At 37.4% G+C, this 17,755-nt stretch carries 14 protein-coding genes; 6 read left to right on the top strand and 8 right to left on the bottom strand.

The window, feature by feature from the left end; genetic code table 11:
* The first annotated feature begins 53 nt into the window (after positions 1–53).
* Positions 54–500 carry a phosphohydrolase gene (locus ACM46_RS16040; protein WP_048507692.1) on the top strand — a complete coding sequence of 149 codons (447 nt, stop codon included), beginning with the start codon at positions 54–56 and terminating at the stop codon, positions 498–500.
* Here the strand turns inward: ACM46_RS16040 and ACM46_RS16035 are convergent.
* Positions 497–1,213 carry a DUF2490 domain-containing protein gene (locus tag ACM46_RS16035; RefSeq protein WP_048507691.1) on the bottom strand — a complete coding sequence of 239 codons (717 nt, stop codon included), beginning with the start codon at positions 1,211–1,213 and terminating at the stop codon, positions 497–499. The genes ACM46_RS16040 and ACM46_RS16035 overlap by 4 nt on opposite strands.
* 72 nt (positions 1,214–1,285) lie before the next feature.
* Complete coding sequence (locus ACM46_RS16030; protein WP_048507690.1) at positions 1,286–3,097, bottom strand: TonB-dependent receptor plug domain-containing protein; 1,812 nt, start codon at positions 3,095–3,097, stop codon at positions 1,286–1,288.
* Positions 3,098–3,781: 684 nt separating this feature from the next.
* Between ACM46_RS16030 and ACM46_RS16025 the strand changes: the two genes are divergently transcribed.
* Complete coding sequence (locus tag ACM46_RS16025; RefSeq protein WP_048507689.1) at positions 3,782–4,858, top strand: hypothetical protein; 1,077 nt, start codon at positions 3,782–3,784, stop codon at positions 4,856–4,858.
* Between the two features lie 6 nt (positions 4,859–4,864).
* Complete coding sequence (gene uvrA / locus ACM46_RS16020; RefSeq protein WP_048507688.1) at positions 4,865–7,657, top strand: excinuclease ABC subunit UvrA; 2,793 nt, start codon at positions 4,865–4,867, stop codon at positions 7,655–7,657.
* Positions 7,658–7,730: 73 nt separating this feature from the next.
* Here uvrA and ACM46_RS16015 read toward each other — a convergent pair whose 3' ends face one another.
* Complete coding sequence (locus ACM46_RS16015; protein ID WP_048507833.1) at positions 7,731–8,372, bottom strand: NAD(P)-dependent oxidoreductase; 642 nt, start codon at positions 8,370–8,372, stop codon at positions 7,731–7,733.
* A 755-nt stretch (positions 8,373–9,127) separates the two neighbouring features.
* Between ACM46_RS16015 and ACM46_RS16010 the strand changes: the two genes are divergently transcribed.
* Both ACM46_RS16010 and ACM46_RS16005 read left to right on the top strand, forming a co-directional pair.
* A complete protein-coding gene (locus tag ACM46_RS16010) occupies positions 9,128–9,985 on the top strand; it encodes a hypothetical protein (protein ID WP_048507687.1) in 858 nt (285 codons plus the stop codon).
* A 4-nt stretch (positions 9,986–9,989) separates the two neighbouring features.
* Positions 9,990–10,880, top strand: a complete 891-nt coding sequence (locus ACM46_RS16005) for a hypothetical protein (protein ID WP_048507686.1) — start codon at positions 9,990–9,992, stop codon at positions 10,878–10,880.
* A 641-nt stretch (positions 10,881–11,521) separates the two neighbouring features.
* Here ACM46_RS16005 and ACM46_RS16000 read toward each other — a convergent pair.
* From ACM46_RS16000 to ACM46_RS15985, 4 genes are all read right to left on the bottom strand, one after another.
* Entirely contained in the window at positions 11,522–12,250 is a 729-nt protein-coding gene (locus tag ACM46_RS16000) for a hypothetical protein (protein WP_048507685.1), read from the bottom strand.
* 5 nt (positions 12,251–12,255) lie between these two features.
* Positions 12,256–13,239, bottom strand: a complete 984-nt coding sequence (locus ACM46_RS15995) for a hypothetical protein (protein ID WP_048507684.1) — start codon at positions 13,237–13,239, stop codon at positions 12,256–12,258.
* 82 nt (positions 13,240–13,321) lie between these two features.
* Positions 13,322–13,792 carry a hypothetical protein gene (locus tag ACM46_RS15990; protein ID WP_048507683.1) on the bottom strand — a complete coding sequence of 157 codons (471 nt, stop codon included), beginning with the start codon at positions 13,790–13,792 and terminating at the stop codon, positions 13,322–13,324.
* A gap of 25 nt (positions 13,793–13,817) precedes the next feature.
* Positions 13,818–14,141: a DUF4870 domain-containing protein gene (locus ACM46_RS15985; protein WP_048507682.1), complete on the bottom strand. Its 324-nt coding sequence runs from the start codon at positions 14,139–14,141 to the stop codon at positions 13,818–13,820.
* Positions 14,142–14,372: 231 nt separating this feature from the next.
* Between ACM46_RS15985 and ACM46_RS15980 the strand changes: the two genes are divergently transcribed.
* Positions 14,373–16,229 (top strand): helix-turn-helix transcriptional regulator, encoded by a 1,857-nt coding sequence (locus ACM46_RS15980; RefSeq protein WP_048507681.1) that lies wholly within the window; start codon positions 14,373–14,375, stop codon positions 16,227–16,229.
* Positions 16,230–16,255: 26 nt separating this feature from the next.
* On the opposite strand, the gene ACM46_RS15975 is transcribed toward ACM46_RS15980, so the two are convergent.
* A complete protein-coding gene (locus ACM46_RS15975; protein WP_173426494.1) occupies positions 16,256–17,593 on the bottom strand; it encodes a helix-turn-helix transcriptional regulator in 1,338 nt (445 codons plus the stop codon).
* Positions 17,594–17,755 lie beyond the last annotated feature (162 nt).

Raw genomic sequence — 17,755 nt, 5'->3', positions numbered from 1 at the left:
ATGCCTTATTTTTTAAGGCATTTTTTATTTTTGTATTCTATTTTCTATTTGAAATGACAAAAGAAGAATTGCTCAACAGAGCTATAAAAATAGCCGATAAGGCACACAAAGGACAAACAGACAAATACCATGCTCCCTACATTGCACACGTCATGCGTGTCATGGAATACGGCAAAACACTCGACGAAAAGATTGTTGGCGTTCTTCATGATGTGGTGGAAGATCACCCGGAAGAGTTCAGCCTTGAATATCTAAGAGCCGAAGGTTTTCCCGAATACATTATTTTTGCCATCAGCTGTCTCACCAAATTTGATCCTGAAGAAGATTACGATGAGTTCGTTAAAAGAACAGAAAGGTCACCTTTGGCTGTCGCTGTAAAATTAAATGACCTCCGGGACAATATGGACCTCAGAAGGGTAAACAGAGAGCTTACCCCAAAAGATATCAAAAGATTCAACAAATATTTGAAAGCCTATCATTATCTGATAGAGAAGTATTAATCCGCTCCCGGGAAATCATAGGTTTTCACAGGATGATTCGTATCGTCAATATTGATGTTTAATGCCAGATAGACAAAGTGTAGGTTTTTATTTCCTTTCGCTTCAAACTCACGCTGCCAAAGATAACCCGTCAGGATTCCGAAGTAGTCATCAATCTGATAACCGAAACCACCATACACTCTGTTTCTTGCGAAAGTAGGTTTCATAGGGCTTACCAGGAATATTTCGTCATATACATTGGCAAAAACAGTTCCTTTTTTAATGGATTTGGCGTTCAAAGGTACACTTACATTCAGACGGTACCTGTAGCGCATTCTCTGGGAAGCTTTATCGGTTGCCGGCTCATAGAACCAGCTTTTTTCTGCACGGAGACGGTTTTCAAACTTCACGATCCCTTTTTTGAAATCAATGACATCCTGAAGCCAAACCCTGAATTCTTCTCTGCTCAGGCGGTGTTCTTTATAGTTCACATACCTACCAAGTCCTACAAAAGGCTTATGATTCTTGGTCAGATTATATCCCAGTCCTCCTTTGATCTCGTAGTAATCCGGATACGTATAATCTTCGTTACCTCTGAGCTGTCCTTCTGCATAGAGAAAAAATTTCGGATGAAACTTGTAGGTTAGAGTCACTGCGTTGAAGCTGGAAATATGGTCCTGTGCTTTGAGAAATGTTATACTGAAAAGTAAACTCAGGCTTAAAAAAAGTTTCATAAAAAATTTTTGCAAAAATATAGTATTTAATAATTTGTTAATATTAATTTTAATTAATCAATAAATTAACATTTACTTAATATTAATCGTGTATGAGAAGCCTAAGTGGAACCATCTCTGAGGCATAGCTACCCCAAAAGCTTCCGTATATTTTGTATCCGTCACATTGTTAACCAACACGTATACCGAAAAATCTTTTCTGGCAAAACTCAGCTTATCATCAAGAAGATTATAACTCCCTTGATTTAGGCGTTCATTATACCTGTATACCAATTCATTCGTAAAATATTTCAGGAATCTGGTTTCTAATTTAGCCACCACCTGATGCTTCAGATTGTCTAGAATATATCTGGAAACAAATTCATTAGATTCTTTTATTTTGCTGTCCAGATAGGTATATCCCGCAGTATATTTCAACCAGCTGAACGCTCTGTGACTCAATTCAACTTCAACTCCTTTTGTGTCGATTTTCCCTACATTCTGAGCGTACCAAACCGGATCAGTCAGGTTTTTTTTCACCCAATCGATAGAATTGTTGGAATTCCTCATAAATCCACTCACTTTTGCAAGGATTTTACTGTTCTGATACTGGTATCCAATTTCCGATGAAACAGCATTTTCGGGAAGAAGATTTTGATTTCCCTGCTCTGTTTTACTTATGTAATAAAGATCCGTAAAGGTCGGAACTCTGTGAACTCTGGCAATATTTCCGCAAATTTTATTATTCTGATTGAAATTATATCCTACATCCAATCCCGGGTAGAAAAAGTTCCCTTCCTTAGAATAATTCGCCCAGGAGATTCCCGGACTGATATTTAGTTTTTTATCCAGCAACGAAAAATGATGCTCAAAGAATACCTGCGAAACAAAACGGTTTCGTTCTCCTAAATTGTTACTCGCTAAAAATTCCTTTCTCAACTCCACTCCCACGCCGGTTGTTCCCAATCCCCATTGATAGCTGGAATTCACTTCCCCACCTACATTGTTCCCGATATGCATATTCCTGTAAAAGCCCGGATTGTTTCTAATAAAAACATACATATCCTGACCTCTTCTCCAATAGGCATTTGAACTGATTTTCAAATTCCCGAACGTCTGCTGATGCGCTAAACTTACAATGGAAGCCTGAGTTTCTTCATATTGTTCCGTAGCAGTTTTAGAGGCATAAAACCCGTTGGCCCCGAATTTCTTTTCCGAAAAACCTGCCTGTAATTTTAAATCCCCGTTTTTAATATTCAGTTTACTTTGGTAGAAAACATTTCGGATCTCGTAGTCCGTATTGTACATATATCCCTGTGATGAAGCGGAATTGGCCTGAAGAGAATTGGAAAACTTCTCATTTCCCAACTGAGCATTGAAACCGAAGCCATAGGTTTCAAAATCACCTCCGTCAGCACTTATTTTTACGCGTTTTCCGGGATTTGTTTTCGTAATAATGTTAATAACCCCGGCATATGCATTCTGTCCGAATCGTCTGGCTGCCGGACCTTTTATGATCTCGATTCTTTCCACATCATCCATATCTACAGGGATATTCATGGAATTGTGTCCCGTCTGGGAATCGTTCATTCTGATTCCGTTCAGCAACAAAAGTACCTGCTCGAAAGAACTTCCTCTGAAGCCTATGTCACTCTGAACACCATTCGCTCCTCTCCTTCTGATATCCATCCCCGGAACCTGCTGAAGCACTTCGTCAATACTTTTTGCCGGTGAATTAGAGATTTCCTCCTTAGTAATCACCGTGATATTCTGATTGGCATTTTTATAAGGAGTAGAAATAAATTTACCCTGAAATTCAACACTTTCAATATCCGTGGTCTTTTCCTGTGCCTGAACACATAATATTGATCCCAATAAAAATATACTTCCAATCTTTTTGATCATAATAGCTGCCGTTTTTGTTCTTAATCAGTTTCTTTAATAATGGCATCAAAAGTAAGGGAGTTCCGGAACACAGGCAAATGATAGATATCATAAAAATAATGACTTTAAAATAGGTTTTAAGCTTCTTCTACCGATCAAATTGGTAAATTTTGCAGAAAATTTCATGTATTTTTTTACCACGCAAAGACTATCTTTGAGAATATTGATTTAAGGAAAGCAAAGAGAGAATCAACAGGTTGATTTGACGAAGCTGGCTGCTTACCATTGGAATCTTTTTTTAGCCGGCATCTAATAAAAAGAGGCTGTTCCATTTCTGAAAACAGCCTCTTGTAGGGAAGTAACTTTTTATCTTTTTCTCATTAAATGTGTAACAAGATCTCTGAATAACTTTCTCATTTCTATATTACAAATTTATGAATACAATTTTAAATAATTTTAAAATACAAAACAATAGTAAAATTCAAAAATATAACGAAAATCATAAAATGATTTAAATTACCATAGAAATATGCCATTTATATAACCTTATGAATGATAATCATTTATTTCCTCTATCTACTTTCATTCAACGCTAACAGGTATTCTTTTTTAGCGCTGAACGTAAAAATATATTTATGTTTCTGATGCATTTTAAGCATATTGTTTTCACTAAAAATTCGTAATTTTGTGGGTCTTAATTTTACGATGAAAATAATCTTCTTTTCCATATTTTTTGCAGGCATTTCCATCAATGCTCAATTCGCATATCCCGAAGCAAAAACTCCGAATCCCATACAGGAATTGGATACTAAAGAAGAGTTTGAAAACCGGATCATCGGAAATCATATCATCAGCGAACTTCAAACCATCAATAAAAGCGAAAGCAAAACTGATGTATGGGTAAAAAAGTTTGACAGAAGCGGAAAAATTCTTTTCAGCAGCTGGAATACAGAACTTCCTGCGGGACAAAAGGATCTGATACCGCCCGGACCTGTAGATTTTCCCCAAGCCAGAAAAGATCAATATACAACTACGCTGTCAGAAGGAAGAATTACTTCTTTTGAATATTCATCGCAAGATCACCGTCCCAAAAAAGGACAGGTCTCATATGATGCAGAAAACAATATTTCCAAAATTCAGGAGCAGGATGAAACCTATGATTATGTTTATGAAAAAGGCAGGTTGACAAAAGGAACCAAACTATTCGGAAATTCAAAAGCCGTAGGTACCTATCAGTATGATTCCGCGGGAAAAATAGTTTCTTTAACCAGCGAACTCATATTCCCTAACGGATCGTCCAGATCCGGCTCTGAAACGTTTGAATATGACAAAGCCGGAAATATCATACTGGACAGATACAAAACATGGGACGGAATTGTTGAAAAACAATACACCTACCAAAATAATTTACTGACAAAATTTGTTTCCATCTATGGCAAAAATATCAGAGAATCCAGAACTTACAGCTATGATGGAACAGGAAAGCTGAAAGAAATGACGAAAACTGAATATGATTTCGGCTCAGATGTAGTAAAAAATAAAACAATTTCCCAATACACCTATAAAAACGGTCTTATTTCTGTAATAACAAGGCTACAGGGATATGATGACAGAAAAGCAACATATACCGATGTGTTTTCTTATGACAACCAGAACAGAATTATTAACATCAAGACCCAATCCCAAAATACGGTCTTTAATAATATGAATGTTGCATACGGTAAAAACACCATCACACTGACCAAAGATAATTCTCAGTCAGTATACACTTTATATGAATAAAAAGACATGGCTAAAACAATAGAAATAGATATTAAAAAACAGATTTTCGTTAAGAATGCTCATCTTAACAATCTGAAACATATAGACGTTCTGATTCCAAAGAATAAACTCATCGTAATCACGGGAGTTTCCGGAAGCGGAAAATCTTCCCTGGCTTTCGATACCATTTATGCGGAAGGACAGAGAAGATATGTAGAAAGTTTAAGCTCCTATGCCCGTCAGTTTTTGGGAAAATTAGAAAAACCAAAAGTAGATGACATCAAAGGGCTTGCTCCTTCTATCGCCATTCAGCAGAAGGTAATTTCTTCCAATCCCCGTTCTACAGTAGGAACTTCTACGGAGATCTATGATTACATGAAGCTTCTTTTTGCCAGAATCGGGAAAACCTATTCTCCGGTTTCTGGGGAGGAAGTAAAAAAAGATTCAGTTTCTGATGTGATTGATTTTATTAAAGCTTCCAAAAAAGAAACCTCTTTTCTACTGACCGCTCCTCTGGAATATGATGCCGACAATTTTAAAGAAACACTGAATGTTTTAAAACTTGCAGGTTTCACAAGGCTTGAGATCAACGGAAATGTAGCCGGTATTGAAGATCTGGAAAGCTTTGGTTTTGTTCCTGAAAAAGGAATGATCATTAATCTTGCCATCGACCGTTTTTCCTACGAAGAAGATGAAAGTTTCCTTCAAAGGCTTGCAGACTCTATCCAAATGGCGTTTTATGAAGGTCACGGCTACTGTTCACTGAAAAATACAGACACCGGAAAAGTAAAAGAATTTTCCAATAAATTTGAACTGGACGGCATAGAATTCCTTGAACCGAATGTGCATTTTTTCAGTTTTAATAATCCTTACGGAGCCTGCCCTGCATGTGAAGGATATGGAAAAGTGATCGGGATAGATGAAGATCTTGTTATTCCCAATAAAACCTTATCCATTTACGAAGATGCCGTTGTTTCCTGGAAAGGAGAAACCATGAGTGAATGGAAAAAACTTTTCATCAAACAGGCTGAAGACTTCCCTATTCATAAGCCTTACCACCAATTAACCAAAGAACAGAAAAGTTACCTGTGGAAAGGAAACGGGAAAAATAACTTCCCTTCTATCAACAATTTCTTCAAAATGCTTGAAGAAAACCTGTATAAAATCCAGTACCGCGTCATGCTTTCCCGATACAGAGGAAAAACGCTGTGCCCTACCTGCGAAGGTCTGAGACTGCGTGAAGAAACCAGCTGGGTAAAAGTAGACGGACACAATATTCAGTCTATGATCGAGCTTCCGCTGGACGAACTCTATCCTTTAATAGACGGGCTTACACTTTCCGAGCATGATCAGGATGTGGCCAAAAGATTACTTTATGAAATCAAAACCCGCATTCAATTCCTTTTAAAAGTAGGACTTGGATATTTAACACTGAACAGAACTTCTAATACCCTTTCCGGAGGTGAAAGCCAGAGAATCAATCTGGCAACGAGTTTGGGAAGTTCTCTGGTAGGGTCTATTTACATCCTTGATGAACCGTCTATCGGACTTCACTCACGAGATACGGAAAATCTGATCGGAGTTTTAAAAAATCTTCGTGATCTGGGAAATACCGTAATCGTGGTGGAGCATGATGAAGATGTGATGAAAGCGGCAGATTATATTATAGATATTGGCCCTGAAGCAGGTTATCTCGGAGGAGAGCTGGTATTTGCCGGAGACTATAACGACCTTAAAGACGCAGATACCCTTACTTCAAAATACCTGACCGGAAGAATGGAAATTGAAGTTCCTAAAAAGCGAAGAAAAGCGAAGGAATGGATCCATATTAAAGGGGCAAGACAAAATAACCTTAAAAATATAGATGTAGACGTTCCTCTTGAAAGCCTTACCGTAATCTCAGGAGTTTCAGGAAGCGGAAAATCTACATTAATGAAGGAAATCCTAACCAATGATATCCAGATCCAGCTTGGAATGGGTGGAAAAAAAGGAGATTACGACTCTGTGGAATTCCCTAAGAAACTGATTAAACATATTGAACTGATTGATCAGAACCCTATCGGAAAATCTTCCCGTTCCAATCCCGTTACGTATCTGAAGGCGTACGATGATATCAGAGATCTTTTTGCCAAACAGAAAGTATCAAAGATGATGGGTTATAAACCCAAGCATTTCTCTTTCAACGTAGACGGTGGAAGATGTGACGAATGTAAAGGAGAAGGAGTCATCAATGTTTCCATGCAGTTTATGGCAGATATAGAGCTGGAATGTGAAGTATGCAAAGGTACCCGTTTCAAAAGCGAGATCCTGGAGGTGAAATTCGATGAAAAAAGCATTTCCGATATTCTTCATATGACGGTAGACGAAGCTTTGGAATTCTTTAAAGATAATAACGAAGAAAAAATCGTTACCAAACTGAGACCGCTTCAGGAAGTGGGACTGGGTTATCTTCAGCTTGGGCAGAGCTCTTCTACCCTTTCCGGAGGTGAAGCACAGCGTGTAAAACTAGCCTCGTTCCTTGTGAAAGGCGTTACAACAGACAAAACTCTGTTTATTTTTGACGAACCTTCCACAGGACTTCATTTCCACGATATCCAGAAGCTGTTGAAATCTCTTCAGGCTTTGATTGATCTGGGACATTCCGTGATTGTTATAGAACACCAGCCGGATATTATCAAATGTGCAGATTATATTATCGACATTGGCCCCGAAGCCGGAAAATATGGTGGAGAAGTTGTTTTTGCAGGCACGCCGGAAGATCTCACAAAAAGCAAAAAATCACATACCGCAAAATACATCGCAGAAAAACTTGAAAACTAAATATAAATAGAGAGCCGTTGAGCTCTCTATTTTTTGTTGAAAATCTAAGGTGTGGAAACCTTAAACCTGTAATTCATTCCTTTACGTTATAAAGAAAGGGGCTTTGCCGGATATACCTTCTGTCATCGATCTGGGAAACCAGAAATTCCGAAAGGTCCGCCGCACTGATCTCTTCTCCTTTGCAATCCGTGAGATCAGCTTCTGTTTTGAATTGCGCGGAAGTTGGGATAATGAGTGGAAGCCTTACGAGAGTCCAATCTAAATGACTGTTTACCAGAAGCTCATATTCATCCTGTTTGTCTTTTGTAATTTCCGGATAGTTTTGATACATCCATTCTGTTGCAGACCTTACCCGATCATTCTTTTGATCAAAAGGCGTATCCACATTCAGCCCTGTGGTGGAAATATACCTTTTAATTTTATGGAAATTCATAGCCCGGATCACATTCCCGGTAGCAGCCGTGAAAACAGATGTCTCTCCGGCAGGCTGTCCAATTTTATTAATAACAGCCTGGCAGTCTTTCACAAGATAATTCACAGCATCAAAATCTCTTGCATCACCTTTTATCTTTTCAATTAAAGGATCTTCATCATTAAAATTTTCAGGGGTTCTAAGCAGCAACTTCATAGAATACCCTTTTTTAAGGAGCTGCTGAACAAGATAATTTCCGGATTTCCCGGTTCCGCCTATTACGGCAATAGTATTTGTTTTCATTATAATCTCTTTTTGTTTATAAAACCTGACAACCATCACAAATGACAAAGAATTCATCCGATACGGCTGTCTGTTTCTTCATATTAAATCATGGGAAAATAGGGTTCAGAAATTTTGAACCTCGGGGATGCCAGATCATTTAGAAACCAATCTGACTGGTGGATTATATTGATAAAGAGATGTTAATGACTCAAATATAGGTATTAAATCTGAATTCGGGTCAGGAAATTTAATAAGTTGCCAACAAAAGCCAGAGGTGAATAATGGCTGCTCTCCTCTTCGGCCTTGTTAGCCTTGTCAAGGTTTTGAACCTTGACAAGGCTAATTTTATAGCAAACAAAAATTAAGAAATGCTTTACAAGCTCAGAGATAATTACAAGAAAGTTCTACTTTTTATTTAAGCCACAAACCTATAGCAGTCAATTATTTAGTTTAAATTTTAATGACAAACAATCGATATTATGAATATTTTATTACAAATTTTTTAAAATTCATTATAAACTAAAAATATACCTTGTAATAGCCTTTCAACAGGTATCTTCCAACAGAAAAAAGTTTTAAAAAATTAAATTTCACCAAATTATATCTTGTAAACGATTATCTATTTAAAAATAACTCTAATAAATATTATATGGAATGAATATTATTTAAATAATTGAATTTTAATTCAATACATTCAAATAAAAACTCAAAATAAGAACAAATGAAACCAATACCTTTGTCTTTATAACACTTTTTTTAACAGTAAATTAAAGATGAAAACACTAATTATTTCGGCATTGATATTAGGCATCAGTGCAAGTGCTCAAGTGGGTATTAATACTACCACTCCTGACCCAAGTGCAGTACTGGACATTAAGCATTCTAATAAAGGACTTCTGATTCCAAGAGTAAGCCTGAAGGACAATCTGGATATCACCACAATACCTTCCCCGGCCAACGGCCTGATTGTTTATAATCTCACTACTTCTACAGGAACCAGCAACAGAGTGATGGCCAATAATTTTTATACCTTTTCATCCTCCACCAATTCATGGAATTTACTCGTAACAGACACTGTACTGAATACAGCCATTGAGGGACTTGGTGTTCCCCAGCTTGAAGTTGTGGCCAATGTTTCCACTACGGGAAATGACACGTCCTATGTTGGAAGCGATCTGGGAGCTAATATCAGAAAGATATTTTTTACTAATGAAGTTTTCGACAGAAACAGCTCTTATGATCCCACCATTTCGGAATTCAAAGCCCCTAAAAATGGGTATTATCAGATAGATGCTTCTATTCTTCTGAAGAGTTATCAGGCTCAAAATACAACCAACATTGTACGTTTAGGCGTAAGTAATCCCTACTCTACGTTTACCTATAACGGGAATGCAACATTTGCGTTTCTCAATCAGCCTTTAAACGCAGTCACAGATGATCAGCAGCCATTAACACTGAAAGTCTCCGGCGTTATTTATATGAATAAAGACCAAAAAATATGTTTTCTTACCCGGTATATTACCCCGGGCACTACGGCTGGAGATAATATTTATTCTATGTCCACAGAAAGTCTGGGATACAACAGAACTCAGGCTAATAATATTACCATTGTTTATCTACCAATTAATTAAGACGATGAAAATATACAGCTTACTTGCCCTCTTTCTGGGAGTTTTTCATTATTCCCAGGTAGGTATCAATGCCAACCCACGTCCGGATAACAGTGCTGCACTTGACGTTCAGGCTACCAACAAAGGACTTTTGATCCCAAGAGTTTCTTTATCCGGAGCTACTGATATTACCACCATCAATAATCCGGCAAACGGACTTCTGGTATTCAATTTAAGTGATGCAGACAACGGAACTCCGCTCAACACAAGCGATGATGTCATCAAAAACAGACTCTACTCTTTCAGCAACGGGAGATGGAATATTTTTGTGAATGCCGATGAAATGAATACGAAAATCAATAATATTCTTTTGAACAGACTGGTTGCCCTGATTAATATGAAATCCTCAGGAAACGATCTGACTTTTGTGAGCGGTGATCTAGGCAATAATATCAGAAGATTTATATTTGATAATAAGGTGGCGGACAAATCCAATACTTTCGATACTTCGACAGGTGAATTTACGGCGCCTTTTACCGGTTACTACCTGGTGAATATGAACATTCTTCTAAAACCATGGGCCAATAATTTTGATCCGGCCAACAATATTAAAAACCCCATCCGTTTGGGTCTGGCAAAGCCATACACCGGAACATTTCCTGCAAGCGGACTCACAGATTCTATTTTCTACAGTGTTTATGAGACTCTGGATTCAGCCAGAGGAAGTAATTTCATTACGTATTTAAACATGAAAAGCATTATTTTTATGCAGGCCAATCAAAAAACAGTTCCTCTCGTAAAATATATTACCCCGGGAACCACAGGAAATCAATATAATCTGAATACGGAGGCCAATAACTATAACAGGGTACTTACCAACACCATTTCTATTATTTATCTGCCAACTGCATTATAATAGCATTTTTCTCCTGTTCATGGGCAAAAGAAGGAGAAATAAGAAGTTTTGAAAATGTAATTTTGGTACTTATCCACAAAAAAATGTGGATAACTTGTGAATTTTAACATTAAATTCATATTTCGTATTAAAAATATTGCTACATTTACTATGTAATACAACTGAAATGAAATCTTTTTTTGCTTTTTTCAGCTTTGAAATTGCAATTAAATTTGAAATAAAAATTTAAGCACAGCATTGTCGGCTGTGCTTTTTTAATTGTTGTCTAATTAAAAAAATGAGATGTTTTATCTACTGGATCCGCTTCTAAAGAGCGGGTCCTTTCTTTTATTGTATTGTTAGATAGATCTGGTGGTGGATTTATATAAAAAGAAGCCGGATTTATTTCAAACTATTCTTGGCAAGGTTTGAAACACACAATATTAGTCAAGAGAAAATAAAAAAAAACCATGTCAAGGTTCAAAATCTTGACATGGATATTCCCTTCTTCCAACTTTAACTACTACACAATATAACTTAGGAAGAATCTATGAAATTGGCTTCATCTTTACTTCTTTTAAATTATCCATTTAGACAAACAAATCCTTTATTAAAAATGATAAACCTTCTGTCACAATAAAATGGGTGATCATGGCTCATCTTTACTCCCTTTCCCATTTTTTTAAAGATCCGTTTTGATTGAGCTCGATGGAATAACGCTCCCTGCTCCCATTTACACTTGTTGGAAACCATCGCACGGAGTTATTCCATACGGATATATATAGACTGGTTATAGGTTTTGCACCTTCTATCAAAATTATTTTTTCCTGATAGACTGATGCAGCTTTTGCTACGTTGGTGAAACTTATTCTTTCCAAAGGGATCAGACGGTCCTGAATATGGTCTTTAACGGATATCTGCTCTGGTTCAGGCTCCGACCATTTCCCGTTACGGTATTCATAATTATCAATATATTCCGGATTCACAGGATGCTGAAGCATGGTACGAATCCTGCCATCATTATAAAAATGAATGGTAGAATAGATTTTGATCTCTTTCCCCGTATACTGAGGAAGCTTCCTTAATGCTTCCTCAGCGCTTTTCAGCTTTTCTTCATTTGTTAAAAAGTCTGTGTTTTTACCTTCTGTATCTTTCTGAATGTGGGTTTGGGAATGCCTCTCTATCACGGTTGTAACCAAATGTTCCACTTCCTGAATCTGTTTTTCCACCGCGGCATCGTATGGGCTTTCGCCAGTAAATGGAACAGGTTCATTTTTCAATTGTGCAAGGGTATCTGATTGAGGTTCAAAGGTGTCTTTAATACTCTTTGAAACCTGTTCGCAACCTGATAACAGAAGACTCCCGGTTATTATAATGAGTGATTTTTTCATGGTGTTCAGGTAATTTCTTCCAAATCTTCTGCAAAAGCAATACGGCCCGGATCTTCTTTTAAGTAAAAGACATCAATAGTCTGCCGTTTTACACTGCTCAGGTCAAGAAGGTTCACAATCTTTTTTATTTCAGATCTCCGGATCTGGTTCTGTTCATCCTCATATTCCAGTTTGAACAAAATCATAGGTTGCTCGTTGATATAAGTTCCGGTCTGGTCTGCACTGATCAACCGTGCTGTGGTTCTTATTCCCTTTAACTTAATCAGTTCCGCCTCTCCCTTTCTGCCATTGAAAATCCTGTTCAGAAAGTAAGAGAAAATGCCTCTGTAAAACAGTAATATAGCCGGACACAAAATTAAAGGATGCCACCAGGCAATAAACCTCCAGCCCATTCCATTATTTTCAGTCTGATAAGAGTAGATATAATACCCTGTGACTAATCCTGTAACTGTAAGCCAGCCAAGACTGATAAGCATAATCGTCAAAATATTGATCCCAGCTTCGCTTCCTGCCGGAATAAGATAAGGCGTCCTTTTCGCATTGTTATCAATCCGTATTTCAATACTTTTCCCTTTCTCAAAACGGTTCTGTTGTGGCTTCGCATCATTAACCACTATTTTCTGTTTAATTTCGGTATTCACCAGATTTTTAAACAGAAGCTTCAGTTCATAGCTATTGTATTGGCTTCCGGGCCTGGATACTTTTACCGCTTCCAGAATTTCAGCCTTCCTGGGAATTCCATGCTTGACCAGATGAGCTACATTTCTTTTGGCGACAAAATTCACAATGATCCATTTATAAAACCAGCCGCCCAAAACAATAATCCACAACAGAATAGAAACGGCTAAAATCCCCACTGCCAACCAGGGATTGACATTAGTAAGAACAGGCGGTTCAGAGCTTTTGATACTATAATACAGAATCATAGGAAACGGTATCGCAAAAAAAAGCATATAGAGTATCCAGAATATCCCGAGGGCATGTTTCATATTTTGCTTTTTTAATAATGATTAATCGGCTCTGAGAAATTCAGTATTAATAATCTTTGTCTTTCTCTACAGGAATCTTCATCTATTTCCCATCCAAATTCATGATGTCACTTACTTCATTGATGGCATTCTGAACTTTTTTCGATCCAAAAAGCCCTACTATAATCGGAACTCTTTTTTCTTTACCTCCTTTATTGAATATAAAAAAAGCGGTACTGTCCATCGTGATAAAGAGATATTTTGCGACAAGCACATAAAACTGTTCAAATTCATCAAACCGGTACTCCGCTTCACTGTTCAGTATATTATTTTTATGGATAATGGTTTTCGTTTTGGGGTCAATTACCAGTTTTTTGGTTGTTTTTAATAGATTGACCAGGGCAAAGAATACAAATAATACAGCACCCCAAACCCCAATCTTCTTTTCAGGAGGAATAATAAAATACAAAGCGGCCGCAATAATAAGACATCCAATAAACCGGATCATGGCAGCGGGTATATTATTTTTTAAATGAAACCGACCATTTTCTTCCGTAAAATACCTGTAATTCATTATCTTAATTCTTTAATCAAATCGATCAACCTATAAAAGCAAATTGATTTTCAAACATTTTCCCGAATACCGGAACGGGTTTTTCAGCGCCATTGGCCGCATTGATCATACCCAAAACCCAGAATATCAGGATCAGAAGTCCTAAAATCCCTAAAAAAGAAAGCGCCGGAACAGCCGTAGCCAAAATTCTCATGATGATATTGAAAATAATACTCACAATCATCAGCCCCAACGACTGTTTCAAATGATACTTCAGCAGAGAATCTGCCTGATCTTTTCCTGAAAAATAAGCAAACAGCCAGCCTATCGGAGTGATGTAGGAAATGACTGATAAAGTTTTGTTATTCATAATTTGGTTCCTAAAATTATTCTGCACTATTGCTGTTACAAATATTTGGACAAAACCCGGATTATCCAAAATCTGTTGCGCTACAAACTATCTACATTGCTTAGAAACTGCATCTACAATATGTCTACACAAATCAATTACAATTGATTATCAACAAATTACAATCACATTCAATTTGTTTATTTATTCACCGCCATAATTTCGTTCAACAATTTGTTTTAATTTAGATCTATGAAATCTGCATTGCATCACTTCTTTATCTATATGTTCCTCTGCGTCGGTTTAAGTTGTCCGGCCCAAAGTCTTTATATCGACAGTCTGAGACAGACCATTGCCGGTAAAGGAGTTCAGGAAAAATCTAAACCAGCTTTACTGTGTCAGCTTGCGGAAGCTTACAGAATCAACAGGGATTACACTGCAGCAGAAAAAAGTGCCAGACACGGCGCCCGCATTGCTATTCATTATAAAAACTATACGGAAGCTGCTAAAGCCTATACCCTCATCACCGTTATAAAAGGTAATAATCAGCAGCTTGCCACTATAAAACAGGTAAGTGATTCTGCGCTGATCCTTGCACAACAGTCCGGAAATCCGGTTGCTATGGCTTACGGATATTATGCCCAGGCGTTTTTATACAAAACGGTAGAGAATCAGGAAAAGAGGATACATTTTTGCCAGTTAGGACTAAAACAGCTGGAAAAATCATCTGATCCTTATATTGCATCTAAATTATATTATCAGCTTTATGCGGCCCATTCAGACTGGAATAATACAGCAGAAGTGAGCAAATATGCCCGTAAAGCAACCGAAAATGCATTAAAAACAAAAGATTATAACCTTTTAAGCACTTCTTATGCGGCCTTATCCGTTGCCCATGAATACAATTACAATGCTTCTAAAGAGAAGCCGGAGCTCGACAGTGTTCTTTTTTATCTGCACAAAGCTGAAGATCTTTACAGCCAGCATCCCAGACAGGTTTCAAAATATACACACGCCATTACCTGTGTGAATATAGCAAACACCTATTTAAAGTATTTTCCGCCAAACGATCAGGAAGCAGAAGCAAAAGCCGTGTATTATGCAAAATCGGCAGCCAATCTCCTTAAAGATGTTCCAAATACTCAGGAAGTGACCGCCAGCAGTTTGGGAATATTAAGTGAACTGGCCTCACGGAAAGGAAACACGGCTTTGGCTGAAACTTATCTGCTGGAAGCTTATCACCTCATGAAAACCGGAGAGCATCCTTATTATTATACTTTAATCAATGTGGTTCAGGCTCTGTCTGTTCTTTATAAGCAACAGGGAGATTTTAAAAAAGCCCTAGCCTTTCAGGAGGAAGTCACCCAATACAGCAACAAAAACTTCAATGAGAAACAGGCTCTGAATGCGCAAAAGCTTGAAATACAGTTTGAAACCGAAAAGAAAAACAACGAGGTACAAATGTTGAAGGAAAGGGAATCCAGCCGTAAAATGCAGACTTATTTATATGCCTGTATTGCAATAGCTTCTTTGTTAGGACTTCTTTTTATGTTCCGTTCTTATCATTTTAAACTCCGTCTTTCTTTGCAACGTGAAAAGCAGCTTCAATTGGAAAACCATGAATCTGAAATGCAGATTAAACTTGAAAAAGAAGAAAAAGCCAGATTAAAAGCAGAACAGCAGCTTCTGGAAGCACAGCAGCAGCAGTTGCAGAAAGAAGCTATGGCCAATGCCCTTCAACTGGAACATAAAAACCGGGTTCTTCATACCATAAAGGACAGGCTTGGAGATGACAATTCTCTGAACATGCAGAAAATTGTGAAGGAAGAAATTGTCCTGGATAACGATTTTGAAGAAGCCAAATTACAGATACAGCAGATTCATCCTGAGTTTTTCAATCTTCTTACTGAAAAAGCTCTGAAAAAGCTAAGTCTTCTGGATATGAAGCTTTGCGCCTATCTTTATCTAAAAATGGATACACGGCAGATCTCCCAGCTGATGCATATAGAACCTAAAAGTGTCAGGATGAGCCGCTACAGAATCAAACAGAAATTAGGACTGGATAAAGAGGTGGATCTGAATGCTTTCTTGCATCAACTCGGTAGCTAGATCATTGCAGGCTGTGTAATAACATCTTATTTTAAAAGATCTGTGAGCCATAAATAAATATCGGCTTCATTAGGAATATTGAGTTTTTTTCTGAGGCGGTATTTTTTGGTCTGCACGGTTCTTACCGAAATAAAGGTATAAGCTGCGATATCTTTTGTAGAAAAGTTAAGATACAGGTAAGCACAAAATCTGATTTCGGAACTTTTAAGATCAGCAACCTCGAGCAGCTTTTCCGAGAAGCCCGGGCAATAATCATTAAAACGGGTTAAAAATTCGGGGTTGTTTTCTTTGGCCATCATAATGACCTGTTCAAAAAGATCATTATCCTGTACAACAGGAGCATCGGTTGGGATTATGTTCTTATCCCTACTTTTCCGGATATACAAAAGATAAACCAGTACAAAGCCCAGAAGGAGCCCTGTGCATAAATAGATCAGTGTGTTCCTTTCCCTTGTTTTGTTACTGTCTTCTTCCAGCTTCTTTTTATCGAGGATATCCCGCTGGGCTTTATTTTGGTTTTCATTAAAGTTTTGCAATGTCAGTAACTGTCTGGAGTAATAATCTGCGCTGTCTTTCCCGCCTGTTTGCTCGTATAAATTCATCAGATCCGTGATGACCGCTTTCTGAAAGTTTTCACTTTTATAATCATTGACGGCTATATTTTTACAGATCCATAAGTTTTGTTTGGCTTTGGTATAATCTTTTACTTTAACGTAATATTTGGCGGCAAATAAAGAAGCAACATACTGAAGTCCAATATCATTCACCTTCTTCGCATCACGCAGCGATTCTTCAATATAAATCCGGGCTGAATCTATTTTCCCTGAATCCAGGTACATTCCGGCAAGATAAGAAGTGGGTTTGTAGCTGTTGCTTATTTTATTTTTGTTTTTTCTGCTGCTGAGCCCTTCTGTCCTTCTGTATTCTTTTGCTTTCAGATAAGCATTTTTATAGGCTTTCAGTGCTTTATCCTGTTCATTCATTTCATTATAGAGCCCTGCATACTGCCAGTCGAGCAGATATTCAAAATAGGCATTTCCTTTTGCCCTGTTTGCCACTTCATCTAATAATTTAAGCGCTGTAATTCTTTCTCCTAATTTTTGATTGAGTACAGACCGAAGGGTATGAAAATAAAAAACGGCTTCAAAATCTGTCTCAGGATTCATGAGATTTTTCTTTTCAATGAGATCCGTATAATAAAACGCTTTTTTGATATCATTATTTTTGTTGTAAATATTCGCGATTTTAAGATACCCAAACGTTTCGCAATCCCGATAACCGTATTGATGGCATATAGAAATAAGACTGTCAATTTTTTTTATTTCCGCTTCACCTGCGGTAGAAAACCCGATGTCAAAAATCACATTTTTCAAATTTTCTTCACTTGTCTGCTGAGCACAAATAGGACAAGAAAGTGAAAAGAGGAATAAACAAAAAAGTATTTTTTTAGCCATATTATTTTTTAGTGTTCTCAAATAAGTTGTCCGGGTATTATTTATTACATCATCAGAAAAAGATACCTACGA

The organism is Chryseobacterium angstadtii (genome assembly GCF_001045465.1).
In the GTDB taxonomy this organism is placed as follows: Bacteria; Bacteroidota; Bacteroidia; order Flavobacteriales; family Weeksellaceae; genus Chryseobacterium; species Chryseobacterium angstadtii.
Note: the sequence above shows the minus strand (reverse complement) of the source record. Positions and strands in the feature narration are given on the sequence as shown.

What these genes read in the sequence shown, in the direction of transcription:
- ACM46_RS16040 (WP_048507692.1), top strand. Translation starts at nt 54, where the DNA reads ATGACAAAAGAAGAATTGCTCAACAGAGCTATAAAAATAGCCGATAAG.
- ACM46_RS16035 (WP_048507691.1), bottom strand. Translation starts at nt 1,213, where the DNA reads ATGAAACTTTTTTTAAGCCTGAGTTTACTTTTCAGTATAACATTTCTC.
- ACM46_RS16030 (WP_048507690.1), bottom strand. Translation starts at nt 3,097, where the DNA reads ATGATCAAAAAGATTGGAAGTATATTTTTATTGGGATCAATATTATGT.
- ACM46_RS16025 (WP_048507689.1), top strand. Translation starts at nt 3,782, where the DNA reads ATGAAAATAATCTTCTTTTCCATATTTTTTGCAGGCATTTCCATCAAT.
- uvrA (WP_048507688.1), top strand. Translation starts at nt 4,865, where the DNA reads ATGGCTAAAACAATAGAAATAGATATTAAAAAACAGATTTTCGTTAAG.
- ACM46_RS16015 (WP_048507833.1), bottom strand. Translation starts at nt 8,372, where the DNA reads ATGAAAACAAATACTATTGCCGTAATAGGCGGAACCGGGAAATCCGGA.
- ACM46_RS16010 (WP_048507687.1), top strand. Translation starts at nt 9,128, where the DNA reads ATGAAAACACTAATTATTTCGGCATTGATATTAGGCATCAGTGCAAGT.
- ACM46_RS16005 (WP_048507686.1), top strand. Translation starts at nt 9,990, where the DNA reads ATGAAAATATACAGCTTACTTGCCCTCTTTCTGGGAGTTTTTCATTAT.
- ACM46_RS16000 (WP_048507685.1), bottom strand. Translation starts at nt 12,250, where the DNA reads ATGAAAAAATCACTCATTATAATAACCGGGAGTCTTCTGTTATCAGGT.
- ACM46_RS15995 (WP_048507684.1), bottom strand. Translation starts at nt 13,239, where the DNA reads ATGAAACATGCCCTCGGGATATTCTGGATACTCTATATGCTTTTTTTT.
- ACM46_RS15990 (WP_048507683.1), bottom strand. Translation starts at nt 13,792, where the DNA reads ATGAATTACAGGTATTTTACGGAAGAAAATGGTCGGTTTCATTTAAAA.
- ACM46_RS15985 (WP_048507682.1), bottom strand. Translation starts at nt 14,141, where the DNA reads ATGAATAACAAAACTTTATCAGTCATTTCCTACATCACTCCGATAGGC.
- ACM46_RS15980 (WP_048507681.1), top strand. Translation starts at nt 14,373, where the DNA reads ATGAAATCTGCATTGCATCACTTCTTTATCTATATGTTCCTCTGCGTC.